This window comes from Streptomyces sp. NPDC001339 (assembly GCF_042895955.1).
Lineage (GTDB): Bacteria > Actinomycetota > Actinomycetes > Streptomycetales > Streptomycetaceae > Streptomyces.
Genome location: NZ_JBIAWT010000002.1, coordinates 820,048 through 836,975, shown reverse-complemented (window position 1 = coordinate 836,975; position 16,928 = coordinate 820,048). Strand labels below are relative to the sequence as shown.

The window sequence follows — 16,928 nt, the reverse complement described above, 5'->3', positions numbered from 1 at the left end:
TGCTCCTCAGCGGTCGGTGGGTGCGGATGCGGGTGCCGATGCCGGCGCGGACACGGACGCGGGAGCAGATTCGGGGCCGGGCGCGGACCGGGGTTCGGCTTCGGCTTCGGCTTCGGCGGTGACCGGAGCCCAGGGGAACGGCGGGTCGGGGATGTCGCGTCGCAGAACCGGGGCGATGTCGGACTGGAAGAGTTCGAGCGAGGCACGGTGCTGGGCGTGGGTGAGACCGCCTGCGTCGGCGTGCAGGTGGAGCACGCTGTGTCCGAACTGCTCGTGGTAGCGGTACACCTTGTCGATGACCTGCTGAGGGCTGCCGATCAGCGCCGAGCTGCGTTCGACGAAGTCCTCCAGAGTGGCGAACATCGGCTCGACGCCCAGCCGTTTCTGGATGGCGAGATGGCCCTCGAACACCGGCCGGTATGCGGTGATGGCTTCCTGTGAGGTGCGGGCCGCGTAGTAGCCGGCCGTTCCCGCGCCGACGACGGCCCGTGCCGGGGCGTGGCCATAGTGCTCCCAGCGCTCCCGGTAGTAGCGGATGAGTTCGGCGTACGGCTCGATCGGGTGGGTGACGTTGGCCGAGAAGAGCGGGTCACCGTAGCGGGCGGCGAGGTCGACCGACTCCCGGCTGGTCGCGCTGCCGTGCCAGACCCGGATGGGCTGCTGGAGCGGTCTCGGCCACACCTCGGCGCCGGTCAGCCGGGGACGGAAGCGCGGGGAGGCGTTCACCTTGTCCTGCCGCCAGATGCGGCGGAACAGCTCGTAGCTTTCGGCGTTGCGGTCCCACTGGTCCTCGGGCGTGACGTGGAACAGCTCGCGCTGGGCGGTGCCGTTGCCCTTGCCGATGATCAGGTCGAGCCGGCCCGCGGACAGGTGGTCCAGGGTCGCGTAGTCCTCGTACGCGCGTACCGGGTCGAGCAGGCTGAGGGTGGTGACGGCGGTGAACAGGCGGATCCGGGAGGTGAGTGCGGCGATGTGGCTGAGCACGACCGGTGGTGAGGAGGAGAGGAACGGCCGCTCGTGGCGTTCGCCGACGCCGAAGCCGTCGAATCCGAGCTCCTCGGCCAGCAGCGCATTGTCGATCACCTCGCGGAAGCGCTCGTTGGTGGACTTCTGGACGCCGGTCACCGGATCCGGGGCGTGCACGATGAGGGTGATGGCGAGGAACTTCACGACGCCGCCCGCCGGGTCTCCGTCTCCGCGCGGGCACCGGGGTGTGCCAGGCCGAGGTGGCCGCGGAGCGTTGTGCCGGTGTAGTCGTGGCGGAACACGCCGCGTTCCTGGAGCAGCGGGACGACGGTGTCGGCGAACCCGTCGAGGCCGCCGGGGGTGATGTGCGGGACCAGGATGAAGCCATCGGCGGCGTCCGTCTGAACGAAGTGGTTGATGGTCTCGGCGATGGTGGCCGGGGAGCCGATGAACGACTGACGGGCGGTGGTCTCGATGACCAGCTCACGGATCGACAGGTTCTCGGCCGCGGCACGCTCACGCCATTGCCTGGCGACGGCGAGAGGGTCGCGGAACATCCGGATGCTGGCCCGGCCACGGGCGATGGTGTTCTCGCCGGGATCCGGGTCGACGTCGGGGAGCGGGCCGTCCGGGTCGTAGGCGGACAGGTCCCGGTTCCAGACGTGTTCGAGGTACGTGATCGCGGTCTGACCGCTGACCTGTTGGCGTCGTACCTCATGGGCCAGCTCCTGCGCCTCGGCGTCGGTGTCGCCGAGTACGAAGGTCGCCGCGGGCAGGACCAGCAGCTGGTCAGGGGTTCGGCAGTGGCGGGCCAGGCGTCCCTTGACGTCGGCGTAGAACTCCCGGCCCGCCTCCAGAGTGCCGTGCCGGCTGAAGATGGCATCGGCGCTGGACGCGGCGAACTCACGGCCCTCGTCGGAGTCGCCGGCCTGAAAGATCACCGGGCGGCCCTGCGGACTGCGCGGGACGTTGAACTGTCCGGCGATGTCGAAGTGCTGTCCTCGGTGGATGAAGGATCCGGCCTGCGCGTCCTTCAGGAAGATGCCGGACTCTTGATCGGCGACGATTTCGTCACCGCGCCAGGAGTCGAACAGCTCGGTGGCGGTGGACAGGAACTCCTTGGCCCTGGAGTAGCGCTCCTCCTGCGGGAGGAAGCCGCCGCGCCGGAAGTTCTCGCCGGTGAAGGCGTCCCAGGAGGTGACGACGTTCCATGCGGCGCGCCCGCCCGTCAGGTGGTCCAGGCTGGCGAACTGCCGGGCAACCTCGTAGGGCTCGTTGAAGGTGGAGTTGATGGTGCCGGTCAGGCCGAGATGTTCGGTGACAGCGGCGAGCGCGGACAGGACCGTGAAGGTGTCGGGGCGCCCCACCACGTCCAAGTCGTATATGCGGCCTCCCTGTTCGCGCAGTCTCAGCCCTTCGGCGAGAAACAGAAAGTCGAACTTGGCGCGTTCGGCGGTACGCGCCAAGTGCGCGAACGAGCTGAACTCTGTGTGGCTGCCTGCCCGCGGGTCGCTCCACACGGTGGTGTTGTTGACGCCGGGGAAGTGGGCCGCGAGATGGATCTGCTTCAGGGGCTTGCCCGCGGTCGCCTTGTTTGTAGTCGGTGTGTCCGTGGTCGGTGTGCTCATGGTCGTACGGCTCCTCCGGCTTCGAGCAGATGGGGGTGCCCGCTGCTCGAGCGAAGTCGAGAGCTTGGGGAGTAGCGGTTGGTGGGGCGGGCGAGCCCGAGCAGCCCGCGCAGGGTGTCTGCCTCGTAGGCGCGCCGGAAGGCACCTCGGCGTTGGAGTTCGGGCACCAGGCCCCGGGTGACCTGCTCCAGGTCGTGGCTGATCACTCCGGGGCGCAGCCGGAAGCCGGTCAAGCCGGCTGAGTGCAACTCCCATAGGTGGTCAGCCAGTTGCCCGGGTGTACCTGTGAACACCTCTGCGTCGCTGGTGTAGGCGTAGCCTGCGAGGCCGTCCAGGCGGGCCTTGCGGTCCTCCGCCGCCGCGGGATCGTCGTCCAGGAAGACGACCAGGTCGCCGAAGACGTGCAAGGGCTCTTCCGCCCGCCCCGCGGCGGCCTGGGCGGCACGGATCTCGGCGACGATGGTGCGAGCCTGGCCCGTGTCGTGCGGGGTGACGTAACCGATGTCAGTCGAGCGGCCGACCAGTTGGTACGGCATGCTCCGGCGTGCGAGCGCGCTGACGACGGGCTGCCCCTGCGGCGGCCGTGGAGTGATCGACGGTCCTTTGACGCTGAAGTGCCTGCCCTCGAAGCCGATGTAGTGCAGCTTGTCGCGGTCGATGAAGCGCCCGGTGGCGACGTCGCGGATCTCCGCGTCGTCCTCCCAGCTGTCCCACAGGCGGCGCACCACCTCGATGTAGTCGGCAGCCTCCTCGAAGAGCTCGGTGATCAGTTCCCGGCCCGCCGGGGTCTCCCAGTCCGCTGCGCGAACGGGCGGGACGGTGCGGCGGCCGAAGTGCGCGGCCTCGTTCTGCCGTGCCGTCACCTGGACGCGCAGGCCCGCGCGGCCGGTGCTGACGTAGTCCAGGGTGGCGATTGCCTTGGAGATGTGGAACGGCTCGGTGTGCGTGGCGACCACGGTCGGCACCAGCCCGATGTGCCGGGTCAGCGGTGCCACCCGTGCGGCGACGAGCACGGCGTCCAATCGGCCCCGCACCTGGTCGGTGCGCCCGTCCGGTTCCGTGAGCTGCGAGGACTGCAGCCCGAGCGCATCCTCGAACGTCACGAAGTCGAGCAGACCGCGTTCGGCCTCGTTCACGAGGCCGGCCCAGTAACCGGCGGTGAACAGGTCGTGGGGCCGGGTGCCCGGCTCGCGCCATGCAGCCGGGTGCCAGCCGGTACCGTCCAGCGCCACGGCAAGGTGAAGAGGGGGAGGTGCGGACACGAGAAAGGTGCCTTCCTGGTCGACCGTCTATGTGATCACGCGGGAAACGGGGGACAACACCGTCACCTCCGCTCTTCCGGCCGCTTGCCCTAGTCGGAACGGGGCCTGCCGGGCTCCGTCATGGCAGGCCCCATATCGCCGTAGGTTACGTGGAGTTGAACGGGCGAAGGTGGAGAGCTTATTGCAGTTCCATGAAGCCATTCGGCCCCTCCTGGGCGGGCTGGGCGGGCTGGGCGGACAGCTGTCGCCTTTGGCGGGAAGGAAACAGTGCAAGGTGAGACTCACGGAGGCTCACGCCTTTCGTTCGTCGTCGGCGGTGCCGGTCAGGCTGCTCGTCCGGCGGCCGCCGGCACGGCAGCCGGACGGCTGCCAAGGGCTTCGGAGAACTGGTCGACGACCTGGGCGAGGGCCTCAGCCGGGCCCGGCGCGACGGTCAGGGTGCCGTCGTCCCCCACCGCGATGTCCTTGTCGAGCGTGAACCAGCCTTGGACGATGTGCGCGGCGCCCATGGAGCTGAGTACCGGACGCAGGGCGTAGTCGATCGCCAGGACGTGGGCCGTGGTCCCTCCGGTCGCCAGCGGCAGGACCGTCTTGCCGGCCAGGCCGTACTGCGGCAGCAGGTCCAGCAGGGACTTCAGCAGCCCGGAGTAGGCGGCCTTGTAGACGGGCGTGCCGATAACGACCCCGTCGGCACGGGCGAACAGCTCGGTCGCCTCGACGATCGCAGGGTGACCGAAGTTGGCGCCGAGCAGGGCCCCGGCGGGGATGGTGCGGACGTCGAGGGGGATCACCTCGTGTCCCTGGGCCGTGAGCCGCCGGTCCAGGTGGCGCAACAGGCGGGCGGTTCGAGAGGTGGCGGAGGGGCTTCCGGAGACGGACAGGACGGTGGCCATGGCGGACCCTTCGGGAGCGTGGGATTGTTCGTGGAACCGACGCGGGGGCGCGAACCGCGGCGGACTGCGGTGCCGCGTCCTGCGGCACCTACTTGTTGGTCTTGGGCAGGCCGGGCGGGTTGATCTCGGACGTGGCCACGGCCTCGTCGGACAGGCCCCAGCGCTGAAGCACCTTCGCGTACGTGCCGTTCTCGATGACCTCGTTGAGCGCATCGGCGAGCGGCTTGGCCAGACCGCTGTCTTTCTTGGTGGTGGCCGCGATGAGGCCCTGGCGGGTGGTGCCGGCACCGGAGTACGTGCCGGCCACCTCCGTCTTTCCGGTGGTGGCCGCGTGGTAGGCGGCGGTCGGGTGGGGGCCGAGGCAGAGGTCGATGCGGCCGGACTGGAGAGCGAGGTAGGTGTCGCTGTCGTTCTGGTAGTACTTGATGTCCACCGGCTTGCGGCCGGCCTTTTCGTTCTCCTTGCTCCACTCGACCAGTAGCTTCTCCTGGTTGGTTCCGCTGCTCACCGCTACGGTCCTGCCCGCCACGTCCTCGGGCCCGTCCACCTTCAGGCCGCTGCCCCGCTTCGCCTCGAAGCCCAGGTTGTCCTTGCGGTAGGTGGCGAAGTCGTACTTCTCCTTGCGCTCCTCGGTGACGGTGATGTTGCTGAAGCCGACGTCGTACTTGGCGCTGCCGAGGCCGACGAAGATGCTCTCCCAGGAGACCGTGCTGAGGTGCGGCTTGAGGCCGAGTACGTCGGCGACGAGAGAGGCGATGTCGGGCTCGACGCCGATGACGGTCTTGTTGTCAGTGGCGTAGAAGGTCAGCGGCGCCGCGGAGCCGGACGAGCCGACGATCTCCAGGGTGCCTCTCTTGCGGATCTTCTCCGGGACCCCGGCGGCTATGGAGTCAACCTTGTCGGTGGTGATGCGGTCCTGGTCCGGGCTAATGTTGATCTTCGTTTTGCTGCCCGACGTGGCCGCGACCTCGGTCGTACCGCCGTCGGAAGGGTTGCTGCACGCGGCGAGGACGAGGGCGGCGGTCAGTCCCAGCGCGGCTGCGGTGGTGCCGCGGGCGATCGAGGTGGACACAGTCGTGCTCCTGCCTTGTGGAAAGGGGTGAGGGCTGGTCAGAGGACCTTGGAGAGGAAGGCGCGGGTGCGGTCGTGCTGCGGGTCGTCCAGTACGGCCGCGGGCGGGCCCTGCTCCACGACGACGCCGCCGTCCATGAACACCACGGTGTTGGCGACCTCGCGGGCGAAGCCGATCTCGTGGGTCACGACGATCATGGTGGTTCCGGTTCGGGCCAAGTCCTTGATGACATCGAGGACTTCGCCGACCAGTTCCGGGTCGAGCGCCGAGGTGGGCTCGTCGAAGAGCAGCACCTTGGGTTCGAGGGCGAGCGCGCGGGCGATGGCCACGCGCTGCTGCTGGCCTCCGGACAACTGCCGCGGGTAGGTGTCCGCCTTGTCGGCGAGGCCGACCCGCTCAAGGAGGCGGCGAGCGGTCTCCTCCGCCCCCTTGCGCGGACGGCGCAGCGCGGAGACCGGTGCCTCGACGAGGTTCTCCAGCACGGTCACGTGCGGGAAGAGGTTGAAGTTCTGGAAGACGAACCCGATGTGGGTGCGCTGCTTCAGCACGTCCCTCTCCTTCAGCTCGTACAGCTTTCCCGCCCGTCGCCCACCACCGCCCTTGGCCGAGGCCCTTCGGGCCGCTCTTTTGTCTTCGGAGCGGCGGTAGCCGATGAGCTCGCCGTCGATGCTGATCCAGCCGCGGTTGACCTTCTCCAGGTGGTTGATGGTGCGCAGCAGCGTGGACTTCCCGGAGCCGGACGGGCCGAGGATCACGGTGACCTCGCCGGCGCGGACCTCCAGATCGACGCCGCGCAGCACCTCCAGCGGGCCGAAGCTCTTGTGGACGCCGTGGACGTCGACCATGACGTCGTTCATGTCTTCTCCGTCGCTTGTCGGGGGGCTACGAAGCGGCTGAAGCGCTGGATCGGGGTGGGCGGCGGGGTGCGGTTGGCGCCCCGGGCGAAGCGGCGCTCGACGTAGTACTGGGCGACCGACAGCAGGGAGGTCAGCACCACGTACCAGACGGTGGCGACCAGCAGCAGCGGGATCACCCGGCCGTTGCGGCCGTAAATGACCTGCACCTGGTAGAACAGCTCGCCGATGGACATCACGTAGACCACCGAGGTGCCCTTGAGCAGGCCGATGATCTCGTTGCCCGCGGTGGGCAGGATGGCGCGCATGGCCTGCGGCAGCACGATCCGGCGGATCTGCCGCAGCCGGGGGATGCCGAGTGCGGCGGCGGCCTCCAGCTGTCCATGGTCGACGGCGATGACACCGCCGCGCACGATCTCGGCGGCGTACGCGGCCTGGTGCAGCGTCAGCCCGATGACGGCGGCGCCGATGGTGCCGATGAGGCTGTTGCTGTCGACGGACCAGAACACCGGCCCGAAGGGGATGCCGACCCCCAACTCCTCATACAGTGCACTGAGGTTGAACCAGAAAACCAGCTGGACGATCATCGGGATGGACCGGAAGACCCAGACGTAGGTCCAGGCGACGGTCTGCAGCACCGGGCTGCGCGACAGCCGCATGAACGCCAGGACGGTACCCAGCAGAAAGCCCAGCACGGTCGCGTAGGCGGTGAGCTGGAGGGTCACCCACACCGCCTGGACGATCGTCTCGGACAGCATGTAATCGCGGAAGACGCCCCACTCCCATACAGGGTTGGTGGCCAGCCCGTGCACGAACTGGGCGACCAGCACGATCACGGCGACGGCGGCCGCCCAGCGGGCGTAGTGGCGGGCGGGGACGACCTTGAGCGAGGCCGGGTCGTCCGGAGAGGGCCGGGCGTCGGGGCCGGTATGCGGGGATGCGGCGCCGGGTGGCGCGAAGGCGGAATCGGTGGTGAGTCCCATCGTGGCGTTCCTGCTCAACTCTTTTGTGTGCTCTCTTGTGTGCTCGGCGGGTTGATCCTGGTCTTCAGGCGTTCAGCGGTGCCGTCGGTGTCACCGGAGCCGGAGCCGCAGGCGGTCAGCACCAGGACGGGGAGCAGCGCGATGGTGGCAGCGACACGCAGCCGGGTTCTGATCGGGCAATGGTTCACAGGTCGGCTGCCTTTCGCGTACGTGCGGTGCGTGCTCCGGCCGGCAGGTGCTTCTCGAAGGGCAGCGGGCCGATGGATTCCGGGTCGGCCTCGGTGTCGAACAGCGGGGTGTAGCCGGTGGCCAGGTACAGGCCGCGGGCCTCGGGCTGGCGCGGCCCGGTGGTCAGGTAGATCCGCCGGTAGCCGCGGGCGCCGGCCTCGCGCTCCAGCTCGGCGACGACACGGCGGGCCAGACCGCGCCGACGGTGCGCGGAGTGCGTCCAGATCCGCTTCAGCTCGGCTGTGGTCGCGTCGTACCGGCGGAAGGCTCCGCCCGCGACCGGCTCGCCACGTTCGAGGAGCAGGAGCAGCACGCCGCCGTACGGCGCGGTGAACTCCTCGTCCGGATAGCGGGCCAGTTCGGCGTGCGCGTCCTTGCCGTAGCGTCGTGCGTACTCGTTGCCGAGTTCGCGCAGCAGGGGCTTCACCCTCGGGTCTGCGACAGTTACCTGAGTGGCCGCCAGGTCGGGCGGGTACGTCATCCGTTCACCGCCGCGTTCTGTGTGCCGCTCGCCGCCCACGCTGCGTCGCGTTTGGCGACCTCCTCGCGGACGATCGGGATGACGTACCGGCCGAAGTCGATGGCGTCACCGAGCAGGTCGTAGCCGCGGGCAGAGAGGATGTCGACGCCCAGGTCGTAGTAGTCGAGCAGCGCCTGGGCGACCGTCTCCGGGGTGCCGACCAGGGCGTTGGAGTTGCCCGCGCCCCCGGTCGCGGCGGCCGTCGGGGTCCACAGGGCGCGGTCGTAGCGCTCCCCCGCCTCGGCGATGGCGATCAGCCGCTGCGAGCCGGTGTTCTGAGGTGTGGCAGCCCCACGGATGCCGCTGCGGTGGTGCCGTACGAGACCTCCCTTGCGCCATTCACGGATGGCGCCGACCGTGCGGTGGGCCTTCTCCCAGGCCAGTTCCTCGGTCGGGGCGATGATCGGGCGGAACGCCACCTGGATGCGCGGCACGTCGGTGCGGCCCGCAGCCCGCGCGGCGGCCTTCACGGCCTCGATCTGCTCGGCGGTCTCGGCCAGGGGTTCGCCCCACAGGCAGTAGATGTCGGCCTCGGCGCCCCCTGCGGCGTATGCGGCGGGCGACGATCCGCCGAACGAGACGTTCGGGCCTGGCTGTTGGACGGGGAAGACGTCGCTGACGAAGTCGTGGAAGCGGTAGTGCTCGCCCTCGTGGTCGAAGGGGTCGCGGGTGGTCCAGATCTTCTTGACGATCCGGATGTACTCGCGGGTGCGGGCGTAACGCTGGTCCTTGGTGAGGGTGTCTCCCTCGCGTCCCTGCTCATGGTCGTTGCCACCGGTGATGAAGTGCACGGTCAGCCGGCCCTCGCTGATCTGGTCGAGGGTGGCGAAGGTCTTGGCGGCGAAGGTGGGGTACGAGACGTTGGGCCGGTGAGCGAGGAGGATCTGGAGGTGGTCCAGCCTGCTCGCGACGTAGGCGGCGGCCGGTGCGGGGTCCGGTGATCCGGAGCCGTAGGCGAAGAGCACCCGGTCCCAGTCATGGTCCTCGTGCGCGCGGGCGAGCCGGAGCGTGTACCCCTTGTCGAAGGCGGCGCCGGAGCGCGGGGTGGTTTCGGAGCCGTCGTTGGTGGCGGCGATGCCAAGGAACTCCACGGGCATGGGAGATGGCCTTTCCTCAGGTCCTTCTGGTGTCGTGCCATGAGCGGCACGCGAGCACTGCGGAGCAGCCCACGGTGCGGCCGGGCTTGCCGGTGCTTCAGGGTGCTGGGAACCAGGTCGTGAGCAGGTGTGATGATGCCGGGGCATGGGCCTCGGGCGAGGTGGGGCGCGGCAGCGCGTGTCAGGTGTCGTAAACCGTCCGTAGGCGGTTTCAGCGTGTGCTGAGCGCGTGCGTACGACGGTGCTGCGACAGGAGAAACTCGGCCCGCGACGGGGTCACCGAGGGAGGGAAAGGGCCGGTCAGACGGCCCGCTGCCGCGTCAGGCGCAACACGCGGCGGACCACACCCGACCGAAGTCGATGTGGTCACGGGTGACCAGGTGCTGCTCGGCAGTCATGCGACTAATTGAGCAGCACATCTCGCTTCTCGTCAACCACGGCCCGGATGCCGGGCCGGCGTTGGGCCCTTCCGGGTGTGGTTGACATATGCGCGCGGTGCACCCATACGATCGAGGCCGGACCGGCTCCGCCGCACGTGACAGCGGTACCGGCCGTCGGCCGCGTTGAGGGACGCGGCGAGCCGGTGAGCCAACCCGTGGTGCCGCGCGCCGCACATTTCCTATTGATCTACCAGGAAACCATTGACGGGCCACCCGGCGGGCGCGCACGATGAAGCGCATGGCCCACACGCAGCAACGACTCGTTCGTCGTCGGCATGTCGACTTTGGTCACGTCGTCAGCGCCGCCTGCTGCCGCGTGTAAGGCACGCACACACTCACACCCTGCGCGTGCCGTTCCGCTCCTTCTCTCTCATCCCAGGTGATCAGGCGCACCCACGCAGTGCGCCCGACGGCCCGACGCACTCCTGAAGGACGACCGCCATGACCACGGCACTTCCGGCCCAGGCCACTCCATCGGATTCACCACCCCCCGACATGCGCCATCTCCGCCCCGTGGGCGATACCGCGCAGGACGGCGACGAGGGACACGGTTCCGCTCCCCTCGTCGGCTACCTCGTGCTCGCCCCCGAGGGAACCGACCCCGCCCAGCTCTTCGCCAAGGACGTGACACGGCCGGAAATCCGACCAGTCTCGTACACGGACTCACCTCCCGCGCACCAGGCGGGAGCGGGAGGCGGCGTCGTGCGCATCGACCCCACGGGGCATGTCGCCGAGGTGGATGGACGCGAACTCGACCTCACCTACCTGGAGTTCGGGCTCCTGGCTCATCTCGTTCTGCATCCCCGCCATGTGTATTCGCGCGAGCAGTTGATGGCCGGCATCTGGGGCTACGACCACATCGGCGACGGCCGCACCGTGGACGTCCACATCGCGCGACTGCGCCGCAAGCTGGGCGCCGCCCACCGGCACCGGATCGTCACCGTACGGCGCGTGGGCTACAAGTACGTGCCCGAACGGCAAGAGAGCGGCAACACCACAGCCGGCCGCAGACCTTGACGACCTGACCACGGACGCGGTGGCCAGGGAGCAGACAGGAAGGGCCCCGTTCGACGCTGCCACTCAGTTGTCCGGCGGGCTCCGCATGATCGGCAATGATCGGAATTCGCCACGCGACCCGGCATCCACGCAATGGTGAACGCCGCACGGTGCTGGTCTCCGGCGAGACGATCGGCACCAAGGCGGGACTCGGCTACCGGCCGACGGCTGACCCGGCCGCCCGCTCCTCTCGCCACCCGCTCCCGTCGCACTGCCCCGCTCGCCTCCTGCCCGTCGGTCTCACCGCCCCTGCGTCTCACAGCCCCCGGTCCGAGGTACCCCATGGCCGGGCCGGCTGGAACATCGTCATCTCCGGCACCGTCAACGAGGCCCTGGACCGTACACGGGCCTGCTCGGCAGTTACCGCCGGCACCTCGGCTGGGGACGAGGCCGCACCTCGGCGCACTACGACCCATCGGTCCTTCTCTCGGACCACGGGGGCACCAGGCAACCGCCCTGCCCATCACCTCCTGATGACCTCCCGACTGATCGTCTCCTCTCCGATCACCGCCTGAAAGGAAGACCCGCATATGACCACCAGCACCGGCTTCGCCGCCCGCAGGATCGGCGGCCGCATCGGCGCCGAGATCCTCGGCGTGGACTTGTCCACCGACCTCGACCCCGCCGTCGTCACCGAGATCAACTCCGCACTCCTGGAACACAAGGCACTCGTCTTCCGCAACCAGAACCTCGACGACGCCGCCCAGCTCCGCTTCGCCTCCCTCTTCGGCGAGCTCACCACCGCGCACCCCACCGTGCCCTCCGTCGACGGCCAGCCGCAGATCCTGCCCGTCGACGGCGACGAGGGCATCCGCTCCAACCACTGGCACACCGACGTCACCTTCGTCCGCACACCCCCGAAGGTGTCCACGCTGCGCAGCATCGTGATCCCGCCCTACGGCGGCAACACCCTCATCGCCAACGCAGCCGCCGCCTACCGTGACCTGCCCGAGCCCCTGCGCGAGCTGGCGGACAAGCTGTGGGCGGTGCACACCAACGACTACGACTACGCCGCCCCGAAGACCGAGAAGGCGGCCGAGCACCGCAGGAGGTTCGTCTCACGGACGTACCGCACCGCCCACCCCGTCGTCCGCGTCCACCCCGAGACCGGTGAGCGCGGCCTGTTCATCGGCGGCTTCGCCCAGAGCATCGTCGGCCTCGGCGCCTCCGACTCGCGGGACCTGCTGCGCATCTTCCAGTCGTATGTGACCCGCCCCGAGAACATCGTGCGCGTGGCCTGGACACCGAGCGACCTCGTCCTCTTCGACAACCGCATCACCCAGCACTACGCCCCCGACGACTACGGCGACCTGCCGCGCCGGCTGTACCGGGTGACCGTCGCGGGCGACATCCCCGCCGCGATCGACGGCACACTCAGCCACATCGTCGAGGGGGACGACGCGTCCCACTACACCCCCGCCGCGGCCTGACCTCCACGGGCCGCCGGGCGGGGACTGCTCAGCCCCTGCCCGGCGGCCCGCCCACGACGGACACCGACCGATGCCCGGGCGCCTGGGTGAACGCGTGACAGCTGGGCCGATCACCACCGATTCGTACGGGCCGGATTGCGGACTTCCGCACCGAGGGTGGCGATGCGGGCGTAGCCGGCGAAGGCGAAGAACAGCAGGCCAGCCGCTTGCAGTACCCCGCCAGCCGTTGCGTCGCCGCCGATGTCCAGCCGGGCAGCCTGAGCCGCTCCACCCGCCAGACACGCGGTGACCACCGCAGCGAGAACGGCCAGGACAATGGCGACGATCCCCCGCGTGAGCCACGCGGACTTCTGTACGCCCACGTAGTTCACTGCGGTCAGCGCAACCACAGCGGCGGCCGCGACCGCGTGGGCCCACACCGGCCACACGTAGGAACCGCCCGTGAGGGCCGTCGCTGCGCAGGAGGCCGTCTCGCCGACCACGAGATCGTCACTTTCGCCCACCGCACCAGCGCGGGCGAGACCGGGCCTCGCCGCGTGGAGCCGCACACGCTGGTCGCCGCCGACGCCGAGACCGTACGCGCCCGCACCTGGTCCCTGCCCGGCCGCGTCCACCCCCTCGACAGCCACACCAGCACGCTCGACCTGGCCGCCAACAACCCCCACCACATCGCCGAACAACTCCTCACCATCGACCTCGGCCGCGACGCCACCATCGGCGGAAGCCCCGAACTCGCCCCCCACCTGGAGAAGCTCGGCCAGTAGCTCCTGCGCGCCGCCCGCGCGCTCACCAGGGAGGACGAGAACCACGCACAGGACGACACGGGCGTTGGGCCAATCAAGGACGGGACAGGCATCAACGGTGCCGCAGGCCGGTGAAGCACAGCCCCACGGCGCCGCAGACGGGCAGACGGCGGATCACTTGGGCGGAAGCTCCGCGGTGACCTTCATGGCCCACTTCAGCCCGTCATCCAGGACGTCGTCGTCGAGGATCTCCTCGTCCAGCACCACCCAGCCGTTCCGCTCCTTGCCCCGGAACACCAGCTGCTGGGTGCCAGGGCGGGACAGGGCCTCGTCCATCCCGTCAGGCCCGACACGCACCGTCAGGCCCTCTTCTATACAGGTTGGCCAGCGCATTGCCCTGCAAAAGGAAGGTGATCCCGCCGAACATCTTCTTCGCGACCACCCCCTCATCCTCCAACCGCTCCTTGGCCCGATCCGCCAAGACCTCGTCGTAAGCCATGGCCCCACGCTACCGGTAGTTCGTTAAATCCGGCGGTGGTGCGGGTTGACGACAGGTCGGGTTGGCCGTAGGCCCGGAGGGGAGTCAACTGCCTTGCTGGAGGGTGAAGATGACCGCTCGCCGTCCGTGTCCGCCCGCGCCGGGCCCGTTGGAGGACTACGCGGCCCAGTTCGACCACCTCTTCTTCAGTCTGGCCCAGCGGCGGGGCTTTCGCGAGTACCTGACCGGGTTGCTGGCGCCACGGGAGCGGAACAAGACGCTCACCTGCCTGGCAGGGGCGGAACCGGTGGCGGGTGCGAGGACGGCGGGGGCGCAGCGACTGCAGTTCTTCCTGTCCGAGTCCCCTTGGGAGGCCGAGCAGGTCAATGACCGGCGGCTTGAACTGCTGCGCGAGCAGGCGGCGACGGCTCCGCACGATGGCGGGGTCATCGTGATCGACGACTCCGGGGACCGCAAGGACGGCACGGCGACCGCGCGCGTAGGCCGGCAGTGGCTGGGCCGGTACGGCAAAACCGACAACGGCATCGTCACGGTCACCACGGTATGGACCGACGGCCGCGTGTACCACCCGCTGCACGCGACTCCCTACACCCCCGCCCACCACTTCGCCCGCGACCGGTCCGACCCGGCCTTCCGCAGGAAACCCCAGCTGGCCGCTGCTCTCGCGGCCCGCGGGAAGCAGGCGGGCTTCGGCTGCCGGACGGTGGTCACCGACTGCGCCTACTTGAGTCAGCAACGACTGGTACCTCGCGCTGCGTGACACCGGCCTGGCCTACGTGGTGGCCCTCAGACCTCGCAACGGTGTCTGGGCCCCGGCCGACCATCCGCACACCCCCATTGAAGCAGCCCACACTCTGGCCCGGCAGGACGCCAGGCGTCCCGGCGAGTGGACGCCCGTGGAGCGTCACTTCCGTGACGGGCACACCGAGACCTGGTGGGCCGCTGACGCCCGCCTGGGCGGCTACGGCCCCAACTCCCCCTGCCGGTGGTCTGGCTAGCACCGACCCGGCAAGTCTGCCCGAGAAGGCCACCTGGTATCTGGCCACCAACCTGCCCCACCTGACGCACCCCACGCTGTTGAGGATCATTGATTTTCCCCAGGGGCGCTCAGGCCGCTGCTCAGTCCTGCTCACCTTCACTCCCCACCTGCATGGGACAAGTGTGTGGCGCGGGCCCGAGGGCGGGATGCGCCGATCCGACGAGATGCGGGTGGCTTGGTGTTCACCGTTCGGCGGCGCTCTGCCGTTGGGTTCGTCGCCCTGCGGCCGCGACATCGCGCATAGCCAGCAGGAAACGCCGCACCGCGGTCAGCTCCTCGTCGTCGAAGGAGCGCATAGCGGAGATCATCCCGTTGATCAGCGGCCCGAAGAACGCCCAGCCCAGAGTGGTGGCCTCGTCCGTCACGGCCAGCAGGACCCGCCGGCGGTCGCGGGTGTCTCGTTCCCGGCGGACCAGCTTCAGCCGCTCCAGCCTGTCGATCAGGGCAGTGGTCGATGCCGAGTTCACGCCCAACTGTGCACCGAGCCATCCCGGAGTGGCGGTCACCCCTGCCCGGCCCGCGTCCAGCAGGTGGATCAGCGCGCGCACATCGGTGGGATGCAGTCCGTTGAGGTCGGCGAACCCGGCGGCGAAAAGGTCCAGTTCCACGGTGACCGCTCGCAGCAGATGAACCAGTTGAAGGCCAGGGTCCTGGTCGTCCACGTTCCCCTCCGGGCGTAGTATCTCGACCATCGAGATTATTGGTGGTCGAGTAATCATAGGGCGGGGATCATGGGTGACGAGACGGCCTTCTTGACGGCGTACGACGCCGTCCTGCGGCGATGGCCTGTGAAGGTCCGCAGCATCGACGTGCCGTCCCCCTACGGAAGTACCCGGGTCCAGATCTGCGGCCCGGAGGACGGCACCCCCCTCGTACTCCTGCCCGGCGGCGGGGCCACCTCGGTGTCATGGTTCGCCAACATCGGTCAACTGGCTTCGTCCCGCCGGGTCTACGCCCTCGACCTGATGGGCGACATCGGCCGCAGCGTGCACGACGGCGCACCATTGCGCGGCCCTGATGACCTGACGGCGTGGCTCGACACGCTGTTCGACCGGCTGAACCTGGACGGCGCACAGGTGTGCGGCCACTCCTACGGCGCCTGGATCGCCCTGACCTACGCCTTGCACGCGCCCCACCGACTCGGCCGGCTGGCGCTGCTCGACCCCACCAACTGCTTCGCCGGCGTGAGCCTTCGCTACCTTGTGCGCGCGCTGCCGATGCTTCTCAAACCCACCGCTGGGCGTGTGCAAGCCTTCCTCCGGTGGGAAACCGGCCGCACCCCTGAGGATCCGGCATGGCAGGTGTTCCTGGACAGTACCGCCACCGCCCGGCGATCGAAGGTCGTCGCCATGCGACGCCCCAGGCCACAAGACTTGAGGACCTGCACCATTCCGACCCTGGTGCTGCTGGCTGAACGCAGCCGGGCCCACAACGCGCAACGGGTGGTTGGCGCAGCCCGCGAGCTCCTGCCCGAGGCACGTGTCGCCATCCTGCCCAGCGCCTCCCACCATTCCCTTCCCACCGAGCGACCTGCCGACCTCAACCGCCTGTTGACGCAGTTCCTGGTCTGAGCACCACGGCCGTTCCTGACCTCTAGTTCAACAGGCACCGGTCTGAGGAGGAAGAGCAGCCGTGGGGATTTCCAAGGATCCTCATCAACGCCGCCACCAGCCCGCACCCGTCGGCCGACCTCGCCGAGATCGTCCGCCTCTACGGCCTGCGGCCGTGGATCGAGCAGAGCTACAAGCAGGTCAAGGACGAACTCGGCTGGACCGACTTCCAAGTCCGCTCCGACCGCGCCATCCGCCGCCACCAGACCCTGGTCAACTGCGCCTTCTCCTTCTGCTGGGACCAAGGGTTCGCCCCGCCCGGATCGTTGGATGCCACCGCGCCGTGCCCGCGCCCCGACGAAGGGCCAGAGAGAGGGGGCATTGACCGTGCCTGTGATTGCGACCAGGTTCTTCTGGCCCGAGCCGGTGACCACGTCAGTGACTGCTCGTGCCTCTGTTTTTCCGGTTTCGGGGTCGGTGGCCAGAACCTGCTGTCCGACCCGGACGTCCTTGATCGGTTTGTATGTGCCGTTGGCCATCAAGACCGGGGGCCAGGGTTTGAGCACGAAGCGGAAGGCGAAGATCCCGGCAGCGACGGCGGCTTACCGGCACTGACCGGCGCGACGACTGCGCCGCCCTTCGACGGCGAGGAGCGCCGCCTTCGTTCC

General features: G+C 69.1%; 19 protein-coding genes and 1 pseudogene. 6 read left to right on the top strand and 14 right to left on the bottom strand.

Translation table 11 applies throughout. The annotated features are described in order from the left end of the window. Positions 1-6 precede the first annotated feature (6 nt). The 10 genes from ACFY12_RS08815 to ACFY12_RS08770 form a co-directional block, all read right to left on the bottom strand. A complete protein-coding gene (locus tag ACFY12_RS08815; protein ID WP_390715020.1) occupies positions 7-1,170 on the bottom strand; it encodes an LLM class flavin-dependent oxidoreductase in 1,164 nt (387 codons plus the stop codon). Then, a complete protein-coding gene (locus tag ACFY12_RS08810) occupies positions 1,167-2,594 on the bottom strand; it encodes an NtaA/DmoA family FMN-dependent monooxygenase (RefSeq protein ID WP_390715019.1) in 1,428 nt (475 codons plus the stop codon). Before ACFY12_RS08810 ends, ACFY12_RS08815 begins: the two co-directional genes overlap by 4 nt. After that, positions 2,591-3,856 (bottom strand): LLM class flavin-dependent oxidoreductase, encoded by a 1,266-nt coding sequence (locus tag ACFY12_RS08805; protein WP_390715018.1) that lies wholly within the window; start codon positions 3,854-3,856, stop codon positions 2,591-2,593. The genes ACFY12_RS08810 and ACFY12_RS08805 overlap by 4 nt, the downstream gene beginning before the upstream one ends. Positions 3,857-4,179: 323 nt before the next feature. After that, a complete protein-coding gene (ssuE, locus tag ACFY12_RS08800) occupies positions 4,180-4,749 on the bottom strand; it encodes an NADPH-dependent FMN reductase (RefSeq protein ID WP_390715017.1) in 570 nt (189 codons plus the stop codon). An 88-nt stretch (positions 4,750-4,837) separates the two neighbouring features. Then, a complete protein-coding gene (locus tag ACFY12_RS08795) occupies positions 4,838-5,821 on the bottom strand; it encodes an ABC transporter substrate-binding protein (protein ID WP_390715016.1) in 984 nt (327 codons plus the stop codon). Positions 5,822-5,859: 38 nt separating this feature from the next. Next, the gene (locus tag ACFY12_RS08790; RefSeq protein ID WP_390715015.1) at positions 5,860-6,678 is read right to left on the bottom strand and encodes an amino acid ABC transporter ATP-binding protein; all 819 of its coding nucleotides are present in this window, start codon (positions 6,676-6,678) and stop codon (positions 5,860-5,862) included. Further along, positions 6,675-7,658: an amino acid ABC transporter permease gene (locus ACFY12_RS08785; RefSeq protein ID WP_390715014.1), complete on the bottom strand. Its 984-nt coding sequence runs from the start codon at positions 7,656-7,658 to the stop codon at positions 6,675-6,677. The genes ACFY12_RS08790 and ACFY12_RS08785 overlap by 4 nt, the downstream gene beginning before the upstream one ends. A 14-nt stretch (positions 7,659-7,672) precedes the next feature. Continuing rightward, positions 7,673-7,846, bottom strand: a complete 174-nt coding sequence (locus tag ACFY12_RS08780; RefSeq protein WP_390715013.1) for a hypothetical protein — start codon at positions 7,844-7,846, stop codon at positions 7,673-7,675. Continuing rightward, positions 7,843-8,367, bottom strand: coding sequence for a GNAT family N-acetyltransferase (locus ACFY12_RS08775; RefSeq protein WP_390715012.1), 525 nt, complete (start codon positions 8,365-8,367; stop codon positions 7,843-7,845). Before ACFY12_RS08775 ends, ACFY12_RS08780 begins: the two co-directional genes overlap by 4 nt. After that, a complete protein-coding gene (locus ACFY12_RS08770) occupies positions 8,364-9,503 on the bottom strand; it encodes an LLM class flavin-dependent oxidoreductase (RefSeq protein WP_390715011.1) in 1,140 nt (379 codons plus the stop codon). The genes ACFY12_RS08775 and ACFY12_RS08770 overlap by 4 nt, the downstream gene beginning before the upstream one ends. An 881-nt stretch (positions 9,504-10,384) precedes the next feature. Between ACFY12_RS08770 and ACFY12_RS08765 the strand changes: the two genes are divergently transcribed. The 3 genes from ACFY12_RS08765 to ACFY12_RS08755 all read left to right on the top strand — a co-directional run bounded on the left by ACFY12_RS08765 (position 10,385) and on the right by ACFY12_RS08755 (position 12,429). After that, a complete protein-coding gene (locus ACFY12_RS08765; RefSeq protein ID WP_390715010.1) occupies positions 10,385-10,960 on the top strand; it encodes a winged helix-turn-helix domain-containing protein in 576 nt (191 codons plus the stop codon). A 95-nt stretch (positions 10,961-11,055) separates the two neighbouring features. After that, positions 11,056-11,514 (top strand): hypothetical protein, encoded by a 459-nt coding sequence (locus ACFY12_RS08760; RefSeq protein ID WP_390715009.1) that lies wholly within the window; start codon positions 11,056-11,058, stop codon positions 11,512-11,514. Positions 11,515-11,529: 15 nt separating this feature from the next. After that, positions 11,530-12,429 carry a TauD/TfdA dioxygenase family protein gene (locus ACFY12_RS08755; RefSeq protein ID WP_390715008.1) on the top strand — a complete coding sequence of 300 codons (900 nt, stop codon included), beginning with the start codon at positions 11,530-11,532 and terminating at the stop codon, positions 12,427-12,429. Positions 12,430-12,551: 122 nt separating this feature from the next. Here the strand turns inward: ACFY12_RS08755 and ACFY12_RS08750 are convergent. Then, positions 12,552-12,911, bottom strand: a pseudogene (locus ACFY12_RS08750) (amino acid permease); the annotation flags it as partial. 54 nt (positions 12,912-12,965) lie between these two features. On the opposite strand from ACFY12_RS08750, the gene ACFY12_RS08745 reads away from it, so the two are divergent. Continuing rightward, on the top strand, positions 12,966-13,193 hold the full coding sequence (locus ACFY12_RS08745) for a hypothetical protein (protein ID WP_390715007.1): 228 nt from the start codon (positions 12,966-12,968) through the stop codon (positions 13,191-13,193). A 153-nt stretch (positions 13,194-13,346) separates the two neighbouring features. On the opposite strand, the gene ACFY12_RS08740 is transcribed toward ACFY12_RS08745, so the two are convergent. After that, complete coding sequence (locus ACFY12_RS08740) at positions 13,347-13,529, bottom strand: hypothetical protein (RefSeq protein ID WP_390715006.1); 183 nt, start codon at positions 13,527-13,529, stop codon at positions 13,347-13,349. Further along, positions 13,513-13,671, bottom strand: a complete 159-nt coding sequence (locus tag ACFY12_RS08735; protein ID WP_390715005.1) for a hypothetical protein — start codon at positions 13,669-13,671, stop codon at positions 13,513-13,515. The genes ACFY12_RS08740 and ACFY12_RS08735 overlap by 17 nt, the downstream gene beginning before the upstream one ends. A gap of 109 nt (positions 13,672-13,780) precedes the next feature. Here ACFY12_RS08735 and ACFY12_RS08730 point away from each other — a divergent pair, with 109 nt between their 5' ends. Further along, positions 13,781-14,431 carry a transposase gene (locus tag ACFY12_RS08730; RefSeq protein ID WP_390715004.1) on the top strand — a complete coding sequence of 217 codons (651 nt, stop codon included), beginning with the start codon at positions 13,781-13,783 and terminating at the stop codon, positions 14,429-14,431. A gap of 461 nt (positions 14,432-14,892) precedes the next feature. Here ACFY12_RS08730 and ACFY12_RS08725 read toward each other — a convergent pair whose 3' ends face one another. Further along, on the bottom strand, positions 14,893-15,402 hold the full coding sequence (locus ACFY12_RS08725) for a MarR family winged helix-turn-helix transcriptional regulator (protein ID WP_390715003.1): 510 nt from the start codon (positions 15,400-15,402) through the stop codon (positions 14,893-14,895). Positions 15,403-15,441: 39 nt separating this feature from the next. On the opposite strand from ACFY12_RS08725, the gene ACFY12_RS08720 reads away from it, so the two are divergent. Next, entirely contained in the window at positions 15,442-16,281 is an 840-nt protein-coding gene (locus tag ACFY12_RS08720; RefSeq protein ID WP_390715002.1) for an alpha/beta fold hydrolase, read from the top strand. Positions 16,282-16,928: the final 647 nt, after the last annotated feature.